Raw genomic sequence first — 20202 nt, forward strand, 5'->3', positions numbered from 1 at the left:
GGCTACTTCTCCTGCTTCTCGTCGACGCCCGCTTCGGCGCCGCTCATGTTGTCCTTCTCATCGGTTCCCAGCGAACCGGCGAGTCCCTGCAGTGCCGCCCAACGCATGTCGACGGCGTCATGGTGGTGGTCCGGGTGGTCGTTCAGGTTGGTTCCGCATTCGGAACACAGACCCGCACAGTCCTCCCGGCACACCGGCTGCATCGGCAGTGCGAGCACCACCGCATCACGCAGCACGGGTTCGAGGTCGAACATGCCGTCCTCGAGGGGGATCATGTCCTCGTCGTCCTCGGCTTCGTCGTCCGCGACCGCCTTGGAGCGGCCCCGGTCGTCGGAGTCGGGGTACGAGAACATCTCCTGGAAATCCACGTCGAGCTCGAGCTCGACGGGCTCCAGACACCTTACGCACTCCCCCTCGGCCGATGCACGGGCGGTGCCTGTGACAAGCACCCCTTCCATGACCGACTCGAGACGGAGATCAATCTCCACGGGCGCGCCTTCCGGCACACCGACGACCCCTACGACACCGAGGTCCGCGGGGGCCGATACCGAGCGGGAGAGCCGCTGCAGGGCACCAGGACGCCGCCCCAGCTCGTGTGTGTCGAACACGAGGGGGTTGCGGTGGTCGAGGCGCGTGCTCAGGGTTCTTCCTGCTTTCGGATCGAGAGAGGGGCTGCCGTGTTCGAATCGAGAGACGAAGCGGGCAGCGTGGATCGCGGACATACGCGCGACCGAAGAGCCAGGATACTGGACGCTTCGCTCAGGGCCCAATCCGGCCTTGGCCGAGGCCGGCTCAGTGCGCCTGACCGTGCCCCTGCTCGTACCGCCGCAGCTGCTCCAGGTCGATCATGCTCGTGTCGAAGAAGCTGGTCTCGTCCAGGGCGGCGACCTGCGGCTGCTGAACGTGGGGCTGCGGGGCCTGCGGCTGCTGCTCGTAACCGTACTGCTGCGCGTCGTAGGGAGCGGCGTACGCCGCTCCCGTGGAGCCGGTGCCTGCGACGGAGTACGGGTCGGCCGCCTGGGGCTGCTGGTACGCGTACGGGTCCTGGTGCTGGTAGCCGTACGCGTCCTGGGTCTGGGGCTGTTGGTAGGCGGCGTACGGGTCCGGCTGCTGCGCCGGGATCTGCGGGGCGTGCTGCGGGGCCTGGCGCACCGGCTCAGGGTCGGCCAGCTCCGCGAGCCCGGCCAGGTAGTCCGCGTCGCTGGTGTGCACCGCGCCGCCGCCGGCCGCGCCCTGGGCCGCCATGTGCTCGCCGAGGGCGTCGCTGGTGGTGCGCCCGTGCAGCTTCTGCCGGCCGCGGCCGACCGCCTCCAGGGTCTTGGAGAGGACGGCCTCGAACGCGCCCAGCTTGGCGTCGACGTACTCGTCGGCCCGCTGGATGAGGGTCTGCGGGTCCGCGCTGTACTCGGGGGCGTCCTCGTCCGCGAACCCGTTCTGGTCGAGCCCCGGGCCGCGGCCGAGGAGCTTCTCGCGACCGCGGTCGACGGAGCCGATGGTCTTGTTGAGGACGACCTCGAAGTTGGCGAGCTTGGAGTCGACGTAGTCGTCGGCCTCGGCGCGGATCTCCTCGGCCTCGCGGCGGGCCTCGGCGAGGATCCGGTCCGCCTCGTCCTGGGACCGGCGGGCGACCTGGGTGTCGGAGATCAGCGAGCCGCGCTCCGCGTGGGCGGCCTCGATGATCCGCTCGGCCTCCTGCCGTGCCTGCTCGACCATCTGCTCCCGGCCACCGAGGAGCTCCTGGGCCTGGGCGAGGGAGCCCGGCAGGGCCTCCCGTACCTCTTCGAGCATGGCGAGCAGCTCGGCGCGGTTGACCACGCAGGACGCCGACATGGGCATGGAGCGGGCGTTTGTGACCGTCGAAACGATCTCGTCGAGCTTCTTCTGCACGTCCACCGGGTGCTCGCCACTCTCTACAGCTGGATGGAGACGGACGGGACGACTGTAAGGGCAGTCGGCACCGTCCGGCACCGGGTGACGGTCTGTCAGGACAGGTGGCCGACGGTCACTGTTGGGCGCGCTGCTGGGCGAGGCGCTCGGTGAGCTGTCCCAGGACCGCCGGAGGGACCAGGTGCGAGACGTCGCCGCCCCAGGCGGCGACCTCCTTGACCAGGGAGGACGACAGGAAGCTGTAGGTGGGGTTGGTGGGGACGAACAGGGTCTCGACGCCGGAGAGCCCGTTGTTCATCTGTGCCATCTGCAGCTCGTAGTCGAAGTCGCTGACCGCGCGCAGGCCCTTCACGATGGCGGGGATGTCGCGCTGCTTGCAGAAGTCGACGAGGAGGCCGTGGAAGGACTCGACCTCCACGTTGCCGAAGTCGGCCGTCACCTCGCGGATCAGCTCGATCCGCTCGTCGACGGTGAACAGGCCCTTCTTGGACTGGTTGATCATCACCGCGACGTGCACGACGTCGTACAGCTTGGAGGCGCGGGCGATGATGTCGAGATGTCCGTTGGTGATGGGGTCGAATGACCCCGGACAGACGGCGCGGCGCAACTTGGGTCCCTCGCTCTCCGGTCCGGTCATCGTGCGTCTTCGCACGTAGAGGCGGCGCGACCGTACCAAAACGTTCCCTCGCCGTAGCGACGGGCCCGCAGTGGCTCGAAACCGGCCGGCCAGCCGAATTCCCCGCCTCGGGTGCTGCGCTCCACGGTGACGAGGGCGTCGTCGGTGAGCCAGCCCCCGGAGCGGAGTGTGAGGAGGATCTCGCGAAGATCGTCGTCCGGGACGGCGTACGGCGGGTCGAGGAAGACGACGTCGTAGGGGGCGGCGGGGGCCGGACCCGTCACGATCTGTTCCGCTTTGCCGGTACGGAGTTCGGCGCCCGGCAGCCCGAGCACGCGGATGTTCTCGCGGACGGTCCTCGCGGCACGGGCGTCGGCCTCGACCAGGAGGGCGTGGGAGGCGCCCCGGGAGAGCGCCTCCAGGCCGACGGCGCCCGAACCCGCGTAGAGGTCGGCGACCCGGGCTCCGTCGAGGGTGCCGAGGAGCGACTCCCAGGTCGAGAAGAGGCCCTCGCGCGCCCGGTCGGAGGTGGGGCGGGTGCCGTCGCCGGGGGGCACGGCCAGTCGGCGTCCGCCGGCCGTACCGGCGATCACGCGGGTCATCTGAGGTCCTCGTCCTTCGCTGAGATCGGTGTCTCCACGATATGGCCGGTGAGCGGGGTGTGACGCACGCGGCCTCACCCCTTCTCCAGGAACTCCTCCCGCTCCTTGTCCAGGAGCGCGTCGAGGGCGGTGCGCAGCTCGGGGTGGTCGGCGAGGTCGGGGTCGGCGAGGACGACGGCGGTGGCCTCCTCGCGGGCGGCGGCGATGACCTCCTCGTCGTCGATGACGGTGAGCATCCGAAGGGAGGAGCGGACACCGGACTGGGCCTGGCCGAGGACGTCGCCCTCCCTGCGCTGTTCGAGGTCGATCCGGGAGAGCTCGAAGCCGTCGAGGGTCGAGGCGACGGCGCCGAGGCGACGGCGGGCCGGGCTCGCCTCGGGCATCTCGGTGACCAGGAGGCAGAGGCCGGGCGCGGAGCCACGGCCGACGCGGCCGCGCAGCTGGTGGAGCTGGGAGACGCCGAAGCGGTCGGCGTCCATGATCACCATGGCGGTGGCGTTGGGGACGTTCACGCCGACCTCGATGACGGTGGTGGCGACGAGGACGTCGACCTCACCGGCGGTGAAGCGGCGCATGGCGTCGTCCTTGTCGTCCGGGTGCATCCGGCCGTGCAGGACCTCGATGCGCAGCCCGGCGAGCGGGCCGGCCCGCAGCTTCTCGGCGACCTCCAGGACGGCGAGCGGCGGGCGCTTCTCGGCCTCGTCCTCGGCGGAGGGCTTCTTCTTCGCCTTGGGATCGTCCTCGCCGTCGCCGATGCGCGGGCAGACGACGTACGCCTGGTGCCCCTTCTCCACTTCTTCGCGCACGCGCTCCCACGCGCGCGTGAGGAAGTGCGGCTTGTCGGCGGCCGGGACGACGTGGCTGGCGATCGGCGAGCGGCCGGCCGGCAGCTGGTCGAGGACGGAGGTCTCCAGGTCGCCGAAGACGGTCATGGCGACCGTGCGCGGAATGGGCGTCGCCGTCATGACGAGCAGGTGAGGGGGCTGTTTCCCCTTGCCGCGCAGGGCGTCGCGCTGCTCCACGCCGAAGCGGTGCTGTTCGTCGACGACGACCAGGCCCAGGTCGTGGAACTTGACCTTGTCCTCGATCAGCGCGTGCGTGCCGATGACGATCCCGGCCTCGCCGGTGACGAGGTCGAGCAGTGCCTGGCGACGGCCGGCGGCGCTCGTCGAACCGGTGAGCAGGACGACCTTGGTGGCATGGTCGGCCCCGCCGAGCATCCCTCCCTGGGCCAGCTCGCCCATCATCTCGGTGACCGAGCGGTGGTGCTGCTGGGCGAGGACCTCGGTGGGCGCGAGCATCGCGGCCTGGCCGCCCGCGTCGACGACGGCGAGCATGGCCCGCAGGGCCACCATCGTCTTGCCCGATCCGACCTCGCCCTGGAGGAGGCGGTGCATGGGGTGTTCGGTGGCGAGGTCGTCGAAGATCTCCTGGGAGACCTTCTTCTGGCCGTCGGTGAGGGTGAAGGGGAGCTTGGCGTCGAAGGCGTCGAGCAGTCCGCCGGGTGCGGGTCTGCGGGCGACGGCGGGCAGTTGGGTGTCCGCGTACCGGCGGCGGGCGAGGGCGACCTGGAGGACGAACGCCTCGTCCCACTTCAGCCGCTGCCGGGCGTCCTCGATGTCCGCCCTGGTACGGGGGCGGTGGACCTTCATGAGCGCCTCGGGCAGGTCGGCGAGGCCGCGTCCCTCGCGCAGGGCGGGCGGCAGCGGGTCGGCGAGTCCGGTCCAGCCGGTGGCCTCCAGGGAGTCCAGGGCGATGGAGACGGACTGCTCGACGGTCCAGGACTCCAGCTGCTTGCAGGCGGGGTAGATCGGCAGCAGTTCGCTCGCGAAGGCCTTGACCGTCTCGTCGCCGCTGTCGGCGTCCAGGAGTTTGTACTCGGGGTGGGAGAGCTGCAGCTTGCGGTTGAAGACGCCGACCTTGCCGGCGAACATGCCGCGGCGGCCCGGCAGCAGCTCCTTCTGGTGGAAGAAGACCGACCGGCCGAAGAAGACCAGCTGCATCCGGCCGCTGCCGTCGGTGATGGTGACCTCGAGCCGCTGCCCCTTGCCCCGGCCGCCCTTGTTGAAGGTCAGCACGCGCGCGTCCGCCACCTGCGCCACGACCGTGACGTGCTCGTCGAGGGGCAGCTCGGCGAGGGCGGTGAGCTCGCCGCGCTCGGCGTACCGTCGTGGGTAGTGGTGGAGCAGATCACCGACCGTGTGCAGGTCGAGGTGGTCGGCCATCACCTTCGCGGTGGCGGCGCCGAGCAGGTTCTTCAGCGGGTCACCGAGCAGCACGGCCGCTCCCCTCGGGCAGTTCCGTCGTTTTCTTCAGTGGTTCGTTCTTCGGTGGTTCGTCGAGCGCGGGCACACGGTCCATTGCACACCACGGCACCGACAACCGTCCCGCTACTCCACGCCGATCAGCAGCGGCGGCGCCCCCACGCCCGCGTGGTACGTCGCCGTGTCCACCGCCAGGTACGTCTCGCGCACATGGCGTTCGAGCTCGGCCGCCAGTGCCGCCGGGGTCTCGTCGGCGACGATCAGGGTCACCAACTCGCCGCCCGCCGACAGCATCCGGTCCAGGACCGTGCGGGCCGTCGTCGTCAGGTCCTGGCCGATGACCGCCACGTCGCCCTCGATCAGGCCGAGGACGTCACCGGCCTGGCAGACGCCGGCGGAGGTGAAGGACTGGCGTTCGGCGACGGCGAGTTCGGCGTAGCGCGTCGCGCCCGCCGCCGCCGTCATCGCCACCACGTCCTCGTCGAAGCGCCGCTCCGGTTCGTGCACGGCGAGGGCCGCGATGCCCTGGACGGCCGCCCTGGTCGGGATCAGGGCGACGCGGATCCCCTCGGCGCGGGCCTGTTCGGCCGCCGCGCCCGCCGTGTGCCGCAGATCGGTGTCGTTGGGCAGGAGCACGACCTCGCGCGCGTGCGCCCGCCGGATCGCGTCGACGAGTTCGCCGCTGGCCGGCGGCTCGCCGGGCCTGGCCAGGAGCGTCGTCGCGCCGGCTTCCCGGCACAGCCCTGCGAGCCCCTCACCGGGGACCACCGCCACGACGGCGCGCTGGGCCTGCTCCCGTACCTCGGAGACGCCCGAGAAGTGGGTGATGCGGATCCGGTGCGGCCGTCCCGCTTCCATGCCCGCCTCGACCGCCGCGCCGGCGTCGTCGACATGGACGTGGACGTTCCACAGTCCGTCGCCGCCGACGACGACCAGGGAGTCGCCGAGCGCGTCGAGCCGGGCCCGTAGCCGCTCGACGGCCGCGTCCTCGGCCTCAAGGAGGTAGATCACCTCGAAGGCGGGTCCGGCCGGGCCGGCCTCCGCCTCGCACGCCTCGGCGGCCACGGCGGACCGGTGCGCTCCGGCGGGCCGCAGCTGCGCCTCGCCGGAGACGACCTCGACCAGCGCGCCGAGGACGGCGACCAGACCGCGTCCTCCGGCGTCCACGACGCCTGCGCGTCGGAGCACGGCGAGTTGTCCGGGGGTCGCCTCCAGCGCGCTCCTGGCCCCTTCGTACGCCCCCTTGGCCACCGTCACGAGGTCCCCGCCCCCGCCGCACGCCTCGGCGGCGGCGCTCGCCACCGTGAGGATCGTTCCTTCGACGGGGTGGGCCACGGCCTCGCGGGCCGCGCGGGCCGCCGCCGCCAGCGACCGGGCGAGGTGATCCCCGTCACGGCCGTCGGCGAGCACGGACGCCATGCCCCGCAGCAGCTGCGACAGGATCGTCCCTGAGTTGCCGCGGGCGCCGATCAGGGCGCCGTGGGCCATGGCCCGTATGGCATCGGTGGCGTCGGGCTCGTCGGCCGCGAAGACCGCCTCGACCGCCTGGGCGGCGGATTCCACGGTCAGGTAGAGGTTGGTGCCGGTGTCCCCGTCGGCGACCGGATAGACGTTGATCGCGTCGATCTCCTCGCGCTCCCGGCCGAGCGCGTCCAGGGCCCGTACGCACCAGGATCGGACCGCCGCGGCGTCCAGGGTCTGCGCGGTCTGCGGCAACGGGGGATCCTCCTGTAGATGGCGGTCGCACCGCAGGTTAGCCCCGCTCGTGACCTGGGCCGGGGCGGGGGCGGCGCTCGCCATGGTAGTTTCGTTCCACGGGAGCAGCCGTTGTATGCTGCTTCGGTTGCCCGGCGAGAGTCGGGCCATTCCCCCGGCAAGCCACTTCAGATCTCTGATTCCGGTGCGCCGGATTTCACTGTAAATCTGAAGTCTTTGGAGTGACCCGTGGCTGCCAACTGCGACGTCTGCGGCAAGGGGCCGGGCTTCGGCAACAACATTTCGCACTCGCACCGCCGTACGTCTCGTCGCTGGAACCCGAACATCCAGCGTGTGCGTGCCGTGGTCGGTCGGACGCCGAAGCGGCTCAACGTCTGCACCTCGTGCATCAAGGCCGGCAAGGTCTCGCGCTAACGCCGACGTTTCGTCGTAGCGCAGCCCCTGCGGTTGCCTTGAAAGGCCGGTTCACCTCGGTGAACCGGCCTTTCGCCATGCCCGGAGACAGGCAAGGAGGCAGGCCGCCCGGGCCGGGGCCCGGGAGCGGGAGCGGGAGCGGGCCAGGGTCTGGGAACGGGCCGGGGCCTGGGAGCGGGCCGCCGGGCTAACGCGTCCGCCAGCCGTGGTCCACCGGGCCGATCCCCGCCCCCAGGGCGAACCCGGCGGCGATCGCCCCCGTGACGTACTCCTTCGCCTCCCGCACCGCCCGCTCCACCGGCAGCCCCTTGGCGAGTCCCGCCGCCACGGCGGAGGCGAGCGTGCAGCCCGTCCCGTGCGTGTGCCGGTTGTCGTGCCGCGGCGCCCGCAGCCAGTGCTCCTCGGCGCCGTCGGTGAGCAGGTCCACCGCGCCGTCGCCGGTCGGCAGGTGTCCGCCCTTGATCAGCGCCCAGCGCGGTCCGTACGAAAGGATCGCCTCGGCGGCCACCCGCATGTCGCTCTCGTGCACGACGTGGACGCCGGTGAGCTGCGCCACCTCGTCCAGGTTGGGTGTGGCCACGGTGGCGGCCGGGAGCAGCTTCGTCCGTACGGAGTCCAGCGCGGAGGCCGCGAGCAGCGGGTCACCGTGCTTGGAGACCCCCACCGGGTCCACGACCACCGGCGCGTCCGTCCCCGCGAGGAGCTCAGCCACCGTCTCCACGAGCGCGGCCGAGGACAGCATCCCGGTCTTCACCGCCTGGACGCCGATGTCGTCGACGACAGCGCGGTACTGCGCCCGTATCGCCTCCTCGGGAAGCTCCCAGACGCCGTGGACGCCCCGTGAGTTCTGGGCGGTGACGGCGGTGACCACACTCATTCCGTGGGTCCCGAGGGCGAGCATCGTCTTCAGGTCGGCCTGGATGCCGGCGCCGCCGCCGGAGTCGGAGCCGGCGACTGTGAGGACGAGGGGCGGCGGGAGGCTCACTCGGACTCCCCGAAGTGGTCCCAGCCGCCCGTGCTGTGCCAGGGCGCCCCGTCCACGGTCACCTGGGGCAGGGCGGAGGGGTTGAGGACCTCACCGATGACCTTCCAGCGGGCCGGCAGCTTCACGTCCGGCGGGAAGGTGGCCACGATGGCGTGGTCCTCTCCGCCGGTGAGCACCCACTGCATGGGGTCGACGCCGACGGCCTGGCCGATGTCGTTCATCTGGGTCGGGATGTCGATGAGGCCGGAGCGCAGGTCGATGCGGACCTTGCTGGCCTCGGCGATGTGGCCGAGGTCGGCGATGAGTCCGTCGCTGACGTCGCACATGGCGGTGGCGCCCAGGCCGGCGGCCGCGGGGCCCGCGTGGTAGGGCGGTTCGGGCCGTCGGTGGGCCTCGACGAAGGCGCGCGGGGAGCGGAAGCCGCGGGACAGGACGGCGTAGCCGGCGGCGGACCAGCCGAGCCAGCCGGTGTAGGCGACGACGTCGCCGGGCTGGGCGCCGCCCCGGGTCACGGGGTCGTGGTTGCGCAGATCGCCGAGGGCGGTGATGGCGACGGTGATGGTGTCACCGCGGACGACGTCGCCGCCGACGACGGCCGCGCCGGCGACCTGGCACTCGTCACGCAGCCCGTCCATGAGTTCGGTGGGCCAGGTGACCGGGAGCTCGGCCGGGACGACGAGGCCGAGCAGGAGCGCGGTGGGGACGGCGCCCATGGCGGCGATGTCGGCGAGGTTCTGCGCCGCCGCCTTGCGGCCCACGTCGTACGCCGTCGACCAGTCGCGGCGGAAGTGACGTCCTTCGAGCAGGATGTCCGTGCTGGCCACCACGCGCCGGTCCGGTGCGGAGACGACCGCGGCGTCGTCGCCCGGCCCGATCCGTACCGCCGGGGTGGAGGTGAGCCGGGAGGTGAGCTCCCTGATGAGCCCGAACTCCCCCAACTCGCCGACTGTGCCCTTCACCGCGTCTCACCTCGTGTTGTCATGCCGGCGCGCGGGTCGCTCTGCGGGTCGCGAGCCGTCATTGCGCTGGGTACCGTCAAGTAGACCGTCAACTTCTGTCGTGCGTACGCCACACCGTGGACGCCTCCGGGCGTGCGGGTCTCCCCGTGGCCCACGGCGACGCGGTACCGTGACGAACCTTTCATCGGGTTCTTTCTCCCAATGATCCTCGTGGCCGCCCTGGAGGTTCCGTGGTACAGGCGTACATCCTTATTCAGACCGAGGTGGGAAAGGCGTCGACCGTCGCCGAGACCATCGCCAAGATCCCGGGCGTGATCCAGGCCGAGGACGTGACCGGACCGTACGACGTGATCGTCCGCGCCCAGGCGGACACGGTCGACGATCTCGGCCGCATGGTGGTCGCCAAGGTCCAGCAAGTGGACGGCATCACGCGCACCCTCACCTGCCCGGTCGTCCATCTGTAGCCCCCGTCTACCCTTGGCCGGTGATGTCTTCCCACCGGCCTTTCGGCCTGCCCGTCGCCGCCGCAGCGCTGGCGCTGCTGACCGCCGCGGGCTGCTCCTCCACGAACGCGAAGGCGTCGGTCCCGGTTCCCAGCCCGCCGGCGGAGGAAGCCGCCTTCTGCCAGGCACTGGCGAAGGAGCTTCCCGGCACCGTGGCGGGGCTGGAACGGAACGATCCGGAGCCTGACTCCGAGCTGACCGCCGGGTGGGGGGACGCGGCGATCGTACTGCGCTGCGGCGTCCCCCGGCCCGAAAAGATGACCGATCCGCAGGCACAGGGCGTCTCGGTCGACGGCGTGCGCTGGATGGTGGAGCGGCGGGAGGGCGACGGACCCCGCTTCACCTCGGTGTACCGCGAGGCGTACATCGAGGTGACGCTGGACGAGCGGTACGCGCACGACGCCGCCCCGCTCGTGGATCTCGCCGCCCCCGTGAAGCAGACGGTTCCCTGCGCCCTGGAACCGGAGTGCGAGTGAACCGGAGTGCGACCGGGCCGGCGCGTACCTAGCGCAGGCCCGTCGAGCGGTTCAGCGCGGCCTGGATCAGCCGGTCGACGAGCTCGGGGTAGCTCACGCCGCTCTCCTGCCACATCCGCGGGTACATGGAGATGGGAGTGAAGCCGGGCATCGTGTTGATCTCGTTGATGACGAAGTCGCCGTCCTCGGTGAGGAAGAAGTCGGCGCGCACCAGGCCCTCGCAGGAGACGGCCTCGTAGGCGGCGACCGCCAGGCGCTGGACCTCGGCGGTGGCCTCGTCGCCGATCGGCGCGGGCACGATCCCGGAGGCCGAGTCGATGTACTTGGCCTCGAAGTCGTAGAAGTCGTGGTCGGTGACGGGCGGGATCTCGGCCGGCACGCTGGCGCGCGGGCCGTCCTCGAACTCCAGGACGCCGCACTCGATCTCGCGGCCGCGCAGCAGCGACTCGACGAGGATCTTGGGGTCGTGGCGCCGGGCCTCCTCGATGGCCTCGTCCAGGCCGGAGAGGTCGTCGACCTTGGTGATGCCCATGGAGGAACCGCCGCGGGCGGGCTTCACGAAGAGCGGCCAGCCGTGCTCAGCGGCGAACTCGACGATCTTCTTGCGGGCGGCCGCGGGATTCTGCTCCCACTCGCGGGGCCGGATGACCTCGTAGGGGCCGACGGGCAGCCCGAAGGAGGTGAACACCCGCTTCATGTACTCCTTGTCCTGGCCGACGGCGGAGGCGAGGACGCCCGCGCCGACATAGGGGACGCCGGAGAGCTCCAGGAGGCCCTGGAGGGTGCCGTCCTCGCCGTACGGACCGTGCAGCATCGGGAAGACGACGTCGACCTCGCCGAGCGCCTTCGGCACGGTGCCCGGCTCGGTGTACACGACCTCGCGGTTGGCCGGGTCGACGGAGAGGACGACGCCGCCCTCCTGGGACTCGGTGAGGTCGGAGACGTTCGGCAGGGAGCGGTCGGCGATGGCCATCCGCTCGGGGGCGTCGGCCGTCAGCGCCCAGCGCCCGTCGGTGGTGATGCCGATCGGCAGCACGTCGTACTTGGTCCGGTCGATGGCGCTCAGGACGGCGCCGGCCGTGACGACGGAGATGGCGTGCTCGGAGCTGCGTCCGCCGAAGACGACGGCCACGCGCGGCTTGCGGGGGCTCTGGGTGTTCTCGCTCATATCGCGTTGAGCGTACCTTGCGTCTCCGGCGTGCTTAAGAGCCGCGGTGCGCCGCGCGCGTCCGGCCCAACGGGCCCCCGGTGGCGGGCCCGGCGGTGAGGGGCGGCGCTCAGCCCCGCTCGGGCTTCGCGCTGCGCGACATCAGCTCCTTGAGGGCGACGATCGGCGGCTTGCCCTCGTGGACGATGGAGACGACCGTCTCGGTGATCGGCATGTCGACGCCGTGGCGGCGGGCCAGATCGAGCACGGACTCGCAGGACTTGACGCCCTCCGCGGTCTGCTTGGTGGCCGCGATGGTCTCCTGGAGCGTCATCCCGCGGCCCAGGTTGGTGCCGAAGGTGTGGTTCCGGGAGAGCGGCGAGGAGCAGGTGGCGACGAGGTCGCCGAGGCCGGCGAGACCGGAGAAGGTGAGCGGGTCGGCGCCCATGGCAAGGCCGAGCCGGGTGGTCTCGGCCAGTCCCCGGGTGATGAGCGTGGCCTTGGAGTTGTCGCCGAGCCCCATGCCGTCGGCGATGCCGACGGCGAGACCGATGACGTTCTTGACCGCTCCGCCGAGCTCACAGCCCACGACGTCGGTGTTGGTGTACGGGCGGAAGTACGGGGTCATGCAGGCGGCCTGGAGGCGCTGGGCGACCGATTCGTCGGCGCAGGCGACGACGGCGGCGGCGGGCTGCCGGGCGGCGATCTCCTTGGCCAGGTTGGGTCCGGTGAGGACGGCGACGCGCTCGGCCGGGACCTTGGCGACCTCCTCGATGACCTCGCTCATGCGCTTGGCGGTGCCGAGTTCGACGCCCTTCATGAGGGAGACGAGGACGGTGTCCGGGGCGAGCGCGGGGGCCCACGCGGCGAGGTTGCCCCGCAGGGTCTGCGAGGGGACGGCGAGCACGGTGAACTCGGCGTCGCGGGCGGCCTCGGCGGGGTCGGTGGTGGCCCGGACGGCCGCCGGGAGTTCGACGCCCGGGAGGTAGTCGGGGTTGGTACGGGTGGTGTTGACGGCGTCGACGAGTTCGGCGCGGCGGCCCCAGAGGGTCACCTCGCATCCCGCGTCGGCGAGCACCATTCCGAAGGCGGTGCCCCACGATCCCGTACCGAAGACGGCTGCCTTGGTCACTTCTTGCCCTCCCCGGCGGCCTTGCGCCGCTGTTCCAGCCGTGCCCTGCGGTGGTCGTACGGCTCGGGCGGAGCCTTCTCGCCTCGGACGTCCTCCAGGAGCGCGGTGATCGCGGCCATGATGACCTCGGTCGCCTCGCGCAGCACGTCGGGCGTGGGTTCCCGGCCGTAGAAGCCGGAGAGGTCGACGGGCGGGCCGGCCTGCACGATCAGCGTCTTGCGCGGGAACAGCCGGAGCTTGTTCTCCTTGGCGTACGGCGGCATCGCGAGGTTGGCTCCCCACTGGGCGACCGGGATGACGGGAGCCTTGGTGAGCAGCGCGACGCGCGCGGCACCGGTCTTGCCGGCCATGGGCCACATGTCGGGGTCGCGGGTGAGGGTGCCCTCGGGGTAGAAGGCGACGCATTCGCCGCGCTCGATGGCCTCGACGGCGGCGCGGAAGGCGTCGAGCGCGTTGGTCGTCTCGCGGTAGACGGGGATCTGTCCGGTGCCGCGGAGCATCGTTCCGACGAACGAGCCCTTGAAGAGGCCAGCCTTGGCGAGAAAACGCGGGACCCGCCCGGTGTTGTACTGGAAGTGCGCGTAGGACAACGGGTCCAGATACGAGTTGTGATTCACGGCGGTGATGAATCCGCCGTCGGCCGGAATGTGTTCCGCTCCGCGCCAGTCCCGCTTGAACAGAACCACCAGCGGCGGTTTAGCGATGACCGCCGCCAGGCGGTACCAGAAGCCGATTCTGCGGCGGGACACTCGGACACCTTCCTCTGGGACTGGCGTGCAGGGGGTCAAGTGTCGCCCCATGCTCCTGGTCTGTCGAGAACACGGTACGCCCCGGGATCCCGGCGTCGCCGGGCACCGCTCCCCCGGCCCGTCGGACACCGGCGGGGGGTGTCGGGTCACAATGGGCCCCGATGAACACCGATGCGGACGACGGCTGGTCCCTGGTGGTGCCGCTGAAGCCCCTTGCGCGGGCGAAGAGCAGGCTCGCCGCGGCGACCGGGGCGCTGTTGCGCCCCCGGCTCGCCCTGGCGTTCGCGCAGGACACGGTGGTCGCGGCGCTGGAGTGCCCGCGGGTGCGGGATGTGGCGGTCGTCACGGACGATCCGGCGGCGGGGCGGGCGCTTTCGGCCTTGGGGGCGCGGATCGTGGCCGACTCCCCGCGGGCGGGGCTCAACGCGGCGCTGGCGCACGGGGCGCGTTCGGTACGGGACGCGCGCCCCGCGGCGCGGGTGGCGGCGCTGAACGCGGACCTGCCGGCGCTGCGCTCCGCGGAGCTGGCCCGGGTCCTGGAGGCGGCGGCGGAATTCCCCCGGGCATTTCTCGCGGATGCCGCGGAAATCGGCACGACATTCCTCTCGGCCGGTCCGGGAGTGGAATTGGCGCCTGCTTTCGGGGGTGCTTCCCGCCGTCGGCATTTGTCTTCCGGGGCGGTGGAAATCCGGCTGACGGGGGTGGATTCCGTGCGCCGGGACGTGGACACCGGGGAGGATCTGGCGGCGGCGCTCGCCCTGGGTGTCGGTTCACGGACGGCCGCCCACTGGGATCGTGCGGCCGGATAGGCTGCGGTCCATGCAGGCGACCGCGTACACGTACGACCCCGAGACCCGCAGCGGCAGTGTGCTGCTCGACGACGGCACCCCGGTGGAGTTCGGGGCCGAGGCGTTCGACGCGGGCGGGCTGCGGTTGCTGCGGCCGGGGCAGCGGGTGCGGATCGAGACGGAGCCGGGCACCGCCGGCGCGGGCCCGCGGATCACCCTGGTGACGCTGCAGACCCTCTGACCGGCTCGGCAGGGACCTGCGACCAGACCTCTGGGCGGCGCTCGCCCGTGCCGGCTGGGCCGAACAGGGCGCGGACAGGGCGCCGGACGCGCCGCGGGCCGGCCTCCCCGAGGGGGAGCCCGGCCCGGCGTGTGAGTGGCCCGTGGCCGCGGAGCGCCTTACCCGCTTACTTCTTGGCGGTCGCCTTCTTCGCGGTGGTCTTGCGCGCCGTCGTCTTCTTGGCGGGCGCCTTCGTCGCCGTGGCCTTCTTCGCCGGGGCGGTCTTCTTGGCGGCGGCCTTCTTGGTCGTGGCCGTCGCCTTCTTCGCCGGGGTCGCCTTCTTGGCCGCGGCCGACGTCTTCTTCGCCGCCGGGGTGGCCTTCTTCGCGGTGGCGGTGGTCCTCTTCGCCGCCGGAGTGGTCTTCTTCGCCGCCGCGGTGGTCTTCTTCGCCGCCGGGGTCGCCTTCTTGGCGGCGGCCTTCTTGGCGGTGGTGGCCTTCTTCGCCGCGGCCTTCTTCACGGTCGCGGAAGCGCCGCCGGTCAGGCTGCCCTTGGGCGCCTTCTTGACGGAGACCTCGCCGCCCTTGGGGAGCTTCTTCGACCCGCTGACCAGGTCCTTGAAGCCCTGACCAGCACGGAAGCGGGGCACGGAGGTCTTCTTGACCCGGACGCGCTCACCCGTCTGCGGGTTGCGGGCGTACCGGGCCGGGCGGTCGACCTTCTCGAACGAGCCGAAGCCGGTGACCGAAACCCGGTCCCCGCCGACCACGGCACGCACGATCGCGTCCAGCACCGCGTCGACAGCGTCCGCGGCCTGCTGACGGCCGCCGAGCTTGTCGGCAATCGCTTCTACGAGCTGCGCCTTGTTCACGTCTTCCCCTTCGGAGACATTGCCAGAACGAAAGTGTTCAAGCTTTTTCGCACGTTAGGCATGTATATACCGCAAATCAAACACGAAACGGGCTAATCACCCTAGTGCCGCAACGCGGAAGTCCCGTTGCGGAGTTCCTGGTGTCAGTCGTCTTCAGGGAATCGGCCCTCGTCGAGGTCCTTCATCAACCGGTCCAGACGCGCTGCCGCGTCCGTGAGATCGTGCTTCGCCGCGGCCGTCACGACCAGCAGCTTCCGGGACAGCGCCATCCTTACGCCCTCCGGGACTTGCAGTTCGCGCACCCTTGTGTGCGCTTCCTTCAATCGGGCGGCGACGGCCTTGTAGAGCTCGAGTTGGCTGTCGCGTTCCATGCACCGATTGTGCCATCTGGGGCGAGTTGTCGCCCGACAGGGTCTCAACAAGCGACTGCGCCCCCCACCGGGAGGTGGGGGGCGCAGTCATGGAAAGGCGCTGCTCAGACAGTAATTGTACGGGGTTTGAAGGCCGGCCTCGCCGCCTCGTAGGCCGCGATGTCGGCTTCGTTCTGAAGGGTGAGGCTGATGTCGTCGAGGCCGTTGAGCAGACGCCAGCGGGCGTTCTCGTCGAGCTCGAAGTCGGCGTCGATCCCGGCGGCGAGGACCTTCCTCCGCTCCAAGTCAACAGTGATTTCGGCCGTTGGGTCGGCCTCGGTCAGCTCCCAGAGGGCGTCCACCGTCTTCTGGTCCAGGACCACGGTCAGCAGACCGTTCTTCAGCGAGTTTCCGCGGAAGATGTCGGCGAACCGGGAGGAGATGACGGTCTTGAAGCCGTAGTTCTGCAGCGCCCAGACGGCGTGCTCGCGGGAGGAGCCGGTGCCGAAGTCGGGGCCCGCGACCAGGACCGTGGCGCCCTTGCGCTCGGGGCGGTTGAGGACGAACTGCTCGTCCTTGCGCCAGGCCTCGAAGAGACCGTCCTCGAAGCCGTCGCGGGTGACCTTCTTGAGCCAGTGCGCGGGGATGATCTGGTCGGTGTCGACGTTGCTGCGGCGCAGCGGGACGGCCCGGCCGGTGTGCGTGTTGAAAGCTTCCATGGTTCCTCAGACCCCCGCGGGCGTAGCGACGTCGGACAGATCGGCCGGGGAGGCCAGATGGCCCAGTACGGCGGTGGCGGCGGCGACCTGGGGCGAGACCAGGTGGGTCCGGCCGCCCTTGCCCTGCCGGCCTTCGAAGTTGCGGTTGGAGGTGGACGCGGAGCGCTCACCGGGAGCCAGTTGGTCGGGGTTCATGCCCAGGCACATCGAGCAGCCGGCGTGCCGCCATTCGGCGCCCGCCTCCTTGAAGACCTTGTCCAAGCCCTCCTCGACGGCCTGCAGGGCGACCCGGACGGAGCCGGGGACGACCAGCATGCGGACGCCGTCGGCGACCTTGCGGCCCTCGACGATGCCGGCCACCGCACGCAGGTCCTCGATGCGACCGTTGGTGCAGGAGCCTACGAAGACGGTGTCCACCTTGATGTCCCGCAGCGGCTGCCCGGCGGTCAACCCCATGTATTCCAGGGCCTTTTCGGCGGCGTTGCGCTCCGAAGCGTCTTCGTACGAAGCCGGGTCGGGGACGTGCGCCGAAAGCGGAGCGCCCTGGCCGGGGTTGGTGCCCCAGGTGACGAACGGCGCCAGCTCGGCGGCGTCGATGACGACCTCGGCGTCGAAGACCGCGTCGTCGTCCGTCCGCAGCGTCTTCCAGTACGCGACGGCGTCGTCCCAGTCCTCGCCCTCGGGGGCGTGGGCGCGGCCCTTGAGGTACGCGAAGGTGGTCTCGTCGGGGGCGATCATGCCCGCGCGGGCGCCGGCCTCGATCGACATGTTGCAGACGGTCATCCGGGCCTCCATCGAGAGCTTCTCGATGGCGGAGCCGCGGTACTCCAGGATGTAGCCCTGGCCGCCGCCGGTACCGATCTTGGCGATGATCGCCAGGATCAGGTCCTTGGCGGTGACGTCGTCCGGCAGCTCGCCGTCGACGGTGATCGCCATGGTCTTGGGGCGGGCCAGCGGCAGCGTCTGGGTGGCCAGGACGTGCTCGACCTGGCTGGTGCCGATGCCGAACGCCAGCGCGCCGAAAGCGCCGTGCGTGGAGGTGTGCGAGTCGCCGCAGACCACGGTGGTACCGGGCTGGGTCAGGCCCAGCTGGGGGCCCACGACGTGGACGACGCCCTGCTCGACGTCGCCCAGCGGGTGCAGCCGTACGCCGAACTCGGCGCAGTTCTTGCGCAGCGTCTCCAACTGCGCGCGCGAGACGGGGTCCGCGATCGGCTTGTCGATGTCGAGGGTCGGGGTGTTGTGGTCCTCGGTGGCGATGGTGAGGTCGAGGCGCCGAACCGGCCGGCCGTTCTGGCGCAGACCGTCGAACGCCTGGGGGCTGGTCACCTCGTGCAGCAGGTGCAGATCGATGAAGAGGAGGTCGGGCTCGCCCTCGGCGCGCCGGACGACGTGGTCGTCCCAGACCTTCTCCGCGAGTGTCCTACCCATCGCTTTCCCTCCGGCCGACGTCTACGCCGGCACAACTAGAGACCCGTTTCGCGGGCCGTTGTGCGGCCGCCTCACCAGGGTCACAGGTTCCCGGGAAAATTGAACTTGCGTTTCACAGAGTGAGACGTGAATATCGTTGCATGGACAACTCTAGCGGCGTAGGCGTTCTCGACAAGGCAGCCCTTGTCCTGAGCGCCCTGGAGTCCGGTCCGGCCACCCTCGCAGGTCTGGTCGCGGCGACGGGACTCGCACGGCCCACGGCACATCGACTCGCCGTGGCACTGGAACACCACCGGATGGTGGCCCGCGACATGCAGGGCCGGTTCATCCTCGGACCGCGGCTGGCGGAGCTCGCCGCCGCGGCCGGAGAGGACCGCCTGCTCGCGACCGCGGGCCCGGTACTGACGCATCTGCGCGACGTCACCGGCGAGAGCGCCCAGCTCTACCGCCGGCAGGGCGACATGCGCATCTGCGTGGCGGCGGCCGAGCGGCTGTCGGGCCTGCGGGACACCGTCCCGGTCGGCTCGACGCTGACGATGAAGGCCGGCTCCTCGGCGCAGATCCTGATGGCCTGGGAGGAGCCGGAGCGGCTGCACCGCGGCCTGCAGGGCGCCCGCTTCACGGCGACGGCCCTGTCGGGCGTACGGCGCCGAGGCTGGGCCCAGTCGATCGGCGAGCGGGAGCCGGGCGTGGCGTCCGTCTCCGCGCCCGTGCGCGGCCCCTCGAACCGCGTGGTGGCGGCGGTCTCGGTCTCCGGCCCGATCGAGCGCCTGACCCGGCACCCGGGGCGCATGCACGCCCAGGCGGTCATCGACGCGGCCGCCCGCCTCTCCGAGGCGCTGCGCCGCAACGGCTGAACCGCCGCACCCTCCCCCGCCCGTCCCCCGGCCCACCGCTTCAACGCCGCAGCGGTGGGCCGGAGTTGCGTCCCGGCCCCTCCTGGCGATCTTCAGTTGTCCGGCAACACGAAGAAGCCCTCCCCCGAAGGGAAGGGCTTCCTCCATGCGTACCCCCGACCGGATTCGAACCGGCGCTACCGCCTTGAGAGGGCGGCGTGCTAGGCCGCTACACAACGGGGGCCTTGCGGATCAGATCCGCGTGGTGCAGATGAGCTCTGCGAGCTGGCCTACCAGGACTCGAACCTAGAATGACGGTACCAGAAACCGTAGTGTTGCCAATTACACCATAGGCCATGGTGGTTTAGACCAGTACCCCCGACCGGATTCGAACCGGCGCTACCGCCTTGAGAGGGCGGCGTGCTAGGCCGCTACACAACGGGGGCCCTAGCGATCCCGACCGGCACCGGAGTGCCGAGCGATGTCACCGCGTCTTCACCGGGAGCGACCCTGGTGATCCGCAGGATGGATCTGTACCCCCGACCGGATTCGAACCGGCGCTACTGCCTTGAGAGGGCAGCGTGCTAGGCCGCTACACAACGGGGGCTTTGCGGATCAGATCCGCGTGGTGCAGATGAGCTCTGCGAGCTGGCCTACCAGGACTCGAACCTAGACTAACTGAACCAGAATCAGTCGTGCTGCCAATTACACCATAGGCCACCAAAACGCAACCCCCGCTGTGGGGATCTTGCTCGGGTTGTGCTCCGTGGGTTTCGGCCTTTCGGCTTGCTCCCCTCGGCGCAGGAAGAACATTACCCGAAGGTGTCCGACGCTCCAAAACGGGTATCGCCGCGCAGCAGCCCCGGGAGCTGGTGGAGGTCGGTGATCCGGGTCAGCTCGGGCCGTCCGCCCCGACCGCCGCGGTCCAGCCAGATACCCGTGAGCCCGGCCAGGACCGCCCCACGGGCGTCGATGTCCGGTTGATCGCCGACGTAGGCCACCTCCCCGGGCCGGAGCCCCAGCGCCGCGCAGGCGGCGTGGAAGGCCTCGGCGGCCGGCTTGGCGAACCCGAGCTCGGCGGCGCAGACGACGGCCTCGAACCGGTCCCGCACACCGAGCATCCGCAGCTTGCGGTCCTGGTTGTGGATGCTGGAGTTCGACAGGACGGCGTGGCGGTAGCCGGCCGCCAGCGCGTCGAGAACGGGGACGGCGTCGGGGAAGAGCTCCCAGGCGGCCTCGTAGTGCGTGAGGTACCGCTCGAACCAGCCGTCGGCCTCGGCGGCGGTGAGCGCGGGCGCGTCCAGGAAGTCGCGTACCCGCTCGCGCCGCTGCTCCAGGAAGTCCACCCCGCCGGCCTCGAAGCGCCGCCAGTGGACGACGGTGAGCTCCTGCCAACGACGAAGGGCCTGGTCGACGGAGTCGAATCCGTCCACCAGGCCCTCGGCCGTGAGGTGCTCGCGCATGCCGGTCACGTCGGCGCGGGCGTAGTCGAAGATCGTGTCGTCGATGTCCCACAGGACGGCGCGGATCGGCATAC

The 20202-nt window shown here is 71.0% G+C and carries 22 protein-coding genes and 5 tRNA genes; 6 read left to right on the plus strand and 21 right to left on the minus strand.

Annotated elements, in window-relative coordinates:
* Positions 1–2: 2 nt before the first annotated feature.
* The 6 genes from IE136_RS28715 to fakA all read right to left on the minus strand — a co-directional run bounded on the left by IE136_RS28715 (position 3) and on the right by fakA (position 7085).
* Positions 3–722 (minus strand): YceD family protein, encoded by a 720-nt coding sequence (locus tag IE136_RS28715; protein WP_229819240.1) that lies wholly within the window; start codon positions 720–722, stop codon positions 3–5.
* A 70-nt stretch (positions 723–792) separates the two neighbouring features.
* On the minus strand, positions 793–1893 hold the full coding sequence (locus tag IE136_RS28720) for a F0F1 ATP synthase subunit B (RefSeq protein WP_189601784.1): 1101 nt from the start codon (positions 1891–1893) through the stop codon (positions 793–795).
* Positions 1894–2002: 109 nt separating this feature from the next.
* Positions 2003–2494 (minus strand): pantetheine-phosphate adenylyltransferase, encoded by a 492-nt coding sequence (coaD, locus tag IE136_RS28725; protein WP_189601800.1) that lies wholly within the window; start codon positions 2492–2494, stop codon positions 2003–2005.
* Between the two features lie 26 nt (positions 2495–2520).
* Positions 2521–3105: a 16S rRNA (guanine(966)-N(2))-methyltransferase RsmD gene (gene rsmD / locus IE136_RS28730; protein WP_158990905.1), complete on the minus strand. Its 585-nt coding sequence runs from the start codon at positions 3103–3105 to the stop codon at positions 2521–2523.
* A gap of 74 nt (positions 3106–3179) precedes the next feature.
* Positions 3180–5330 (minus strand): ATP-dependent DNA helicase RecG, encoded by a 2151-nt coding sequence (recG, locus tag IE136_RS28735; RefSeq protein ID WP_229819248.1) that lies wholly within the window; start codon positions 5328–5330, stop codon positions 3180–3182.
* Positions 5331–5495: 165 nt separating this feature from the next.
* Entirely contained in the window at positions 5496–7085 is a 1590-nt protein-coding gene (gene fakA / locus IE136_RS28740; RefSeq protein ID WP_158990901.1) for a DAK2 domain-containing protein, read from the minus strand.
* Between the two features lie 228 nt (positions 7086–7313).
* On the opposite strand from fakA, the gene rpmB reads away from it, so the two are divergent.
* Positions 7314–7499 (plus strand): 50S ribosomal protein L28, encoded by a 186-nt coding sequence (rpmB, locus tag IE136_RS28745; RefSeq protein WP_003957616.1) that lies wholly within the window; start codon positions 7314–7316, stop codon positions 7497–7499.
* A 187-nt stretch (positions 7500–7686) separates the two neighbouring features.
* On the opposite strand, the gene thiD is transcribed toward rpmB, so the two are convergent.
* Together thiD and IE136_RS28755 are read right to left on the minus strand one after the other, a co-directional pair.
* A complete protein-coding gene (gene thiD, locus IE136_RS28750) occupies positions 7687–8484 on the minus strand; it encodes a bifunctional hydroxymethylpyrimidine kinase/phosphomethylpyrimidine kinase (protein ID WP_189601785.1) in 798 nt (265 codons plus the stop codon).
* The gene (locus IE136_RS28755) at positions 8481–9443 is read right to left on the minus strand and encodes a thiamine-phosphate kinase (RefSeq protein WP_158990897.1); all 963 of its coding nucleotides are present in this window, start codon (positions 9441–9443) and stop codon (positions 8481–8483) included. Before IE136_RS28755 ends, thiD begins: the two co-directional genes overlap by 4 nt.
* A gap of 230 nt (positions 9444–9673) precedes the next feature.
* On the opposite strand from IE136_RS28755, the gene IE136_RS28760 reads away from it, so the two are divergent.
* Together IE136_RS28760 and IE136_RS28765 are read left to right on the plus strand one after the other, a co-directional pair.
* Positions 9674–9907, plus strand: a complete 234-nt coding sequence (locus IE136_RS28760; protein WP_158990895.1) for an Lrp/AsnC family transcriptional regulator — start codon at positions 9674–9676, stop codon at positions 9905–9907.
* Between the two features lie 23 nt (positions 9908–9930).
* On the plus strand, positions 9931–10422 hold the full coding sequence (locus IE136_RS28765; RefSeq protein ID WP_158994729.1) for a DUF3515 domain-containing protein: 492 nt from the start codon (positions 9931–9933) through the stop codon (positions 10420–10422).
* A 28-nt stretch (positions 10423–10450) separates the two neighbouring features.
* Here IE136_RS28765 and IE136_RS28770 read toward each other — a convergent pair whose 3' ends face one another.
* From IE136_RS28770 to IE136_RS28780, 3 genes are all read right to left on the minus strand, one after another.
* The gene (locus tag IE136_RS28770) at positions 10451–11590 is read right to left on the minus strand and encodes a D-alanine--D-alanine ligase family protein (RefSeq protein WP_158990893.1); all 1140 of its coding nucleotides are present in this window, start codon (positions 11588–11590) and stop codon (positions 10451–10453) included.
* Between the two features lie 109 nt (positions 11591–11699).
* Positions 11700–12701, minus strand: a complete 1002-nt coding sequence (locus IE136_RS28775) for an NAD(P)H-dependent glycerol-3-phosphate dehydrogenase (RefSeq protein WP_158990891.1) — start codon at positions 12699–12701, stop codon at positions 11700–11702.
* On the minus strand, positions 12698–13450 hold the full coding sequence (locus IE136_RS28780) for a lysophospholipid acyltransferase family protein (RefSeq protein WP_158990889.1): 753 nt from the start codon (positions 13448–13450) through the stop codon (positions 12698–12700). Before IE136_RS28780 ends, IE136_RS28775 begins: the two co-directional genes overlap by 4 nt.
* A 161-nt stretch (positions 13451–13611) precedes the next feature.
* Between IE136_RS28780 and cofC the strand changes: the two genes are divergently transcribed.
* Together cofC and IE136_RS28790 are read left to right on the plus strand one after the other, a co-directional pair.
* Positions 13612–14259, plus strand: coding sequence for a 2-phospho-L-lactate guanylyltransferase (cofC, locus tag IE136_RS28785; protein ID WP_189601786.1), 648 nt, complete (start codon positions 13612–13614; stop codon positions 14257–14259).
* 10 nt (positions 14260–14269) lie between these two features.
* Positions 14270–14479 (plus strand): hypothetical protein, encoded by a 210-nt coding sequence (locus IE136_RS28790; protein ID WP_158990885.1) that lies wholly within the window; start codon positions 14270–14272, stop codon positions 14477–14479.
* Positions 14480–14645: 166 nt separating this feature from the next.
* Here the strand turns inward: IE136_RS28790 and IE136_RS28795 are convergent, their stop codons facing one another.
* The 4 genes from IE136_RS28795 to leuC form a co-directional block, all read right to left on the minus strand.
* Positions 14646–15329 carry an HU family DNA-binding protein gene (locus IE136_RS28795; protein ID WP_158990882.1) on the minus strand — a complete coding sequence of 228 codons (684 nt, stop codon included), beginning with the start codon at positions 15327–15329 and terminating at the stop codon, positions 14646–14648.
* Between the two features lie 143 nt (positions 15330–15472).
* Entirely contained in the window at positions 15473–15700 is a 228-nt protein-coding gene (locus IE136_RS28800) for an SCO5555 family protein (RefSeq protein ID WP_158990880.1), read from the minus strand.
* A 104-nt stretch (positions 15701–15804) separates the two neighbouring features.
* A complete protein-coding gene (gene leuD, locus IE136_RS28805; RefSeq protein ID WP_189601787.1) occupies positions 15805–16398 on the minus strand; it encodes a 3-isopropylmalate dehydratase small subunit in 594 nt (197 codons plus the stop codon).
* A gap of 6 nt (positions 16399–16404) precedes the next feature.
* Positions 16405–17829: a 3-isopropylmalate dehydratase large subunit gene (gene leuC, locus IE136_RS28810; RefSeq protein WP_158990876.1), complete on the minus strand. Its 1425-nt coding sequence runs from the start codon at positions 17827–17829 to the stop codon at positions 16405–16407.
* Positions 17830–17969: 140 nt separating this feature from the next.
* Between leuC and ndgR the strand changes: the two genes are divergently transcribed.
* Complete coding sequence (ndgR, locus tag IE136_RS28815; RefSeq protein WP_005311436.1) at positions 17970–18686, plus strand: IclR family transcriptional regulator NdgR; 717 nt, start codon at positions 17970–17972, stop codon at positions 18684–18686.
* Between the two features lie 150 nt (positions 18687–18836).
* Here the strand turns inward: ndgR and IE136_RS28820 are convergent.
* From IE136_RS28820 to IE136_RS28845, 6 genes are all read right to left on the minus strand, one after another.
* A tRNA-Glu gene (locus tag IE136_RS28820) sits at positions 18837–18909 on the minus strand.
* 41 nt (positions 18910–18950) lie between these two features.
* Positions 18951–19022 (minus strand) — tRNA-Gln (locus IE136_RS28825).
* A gap of 16 nt (positions 19023–19038) precedes the next feature.
* Positions 19039–19111 (minus strand) — tRNA-Glu (locus IE136_RS28830).
* Between the two features lie 88 nt (positions 19112–19199).
* Positions 19200–19272 (minus strand) — tRNA-Glu (locus IE136_RS28835).
* Positions 19273–19313: 41 nt separating this feature from the next.
* Positions 19314–19385, minus strand: a tRNA-Gln gene (locus IE136_RS28840).
* A 92-nt stretch (positions 19386–19477) separates the two neighbouring features.
* A complete protein-coding gene (locus IE136_RS28845) occupies positions 19478–20200 on the minus strand; it encodes an HAD family hydrolase (RefSeq protein WP_158990874.1) in 723 nt (240 codons plus the stop codon).
* Positions 20201–20202 lie beyond the last annotated feature (2 nt).

The sequence above is a fragment of the Streptomyces lateritius genome, assembly GCF_014649715.1.
GTDB classification, from domain to species: domain Bacteria; phylum Actinomycetota; class Actinomycetes; order Streptomycetales; family Streptomycetaceae; genus Streptomyces; species Streptomyces lateritius.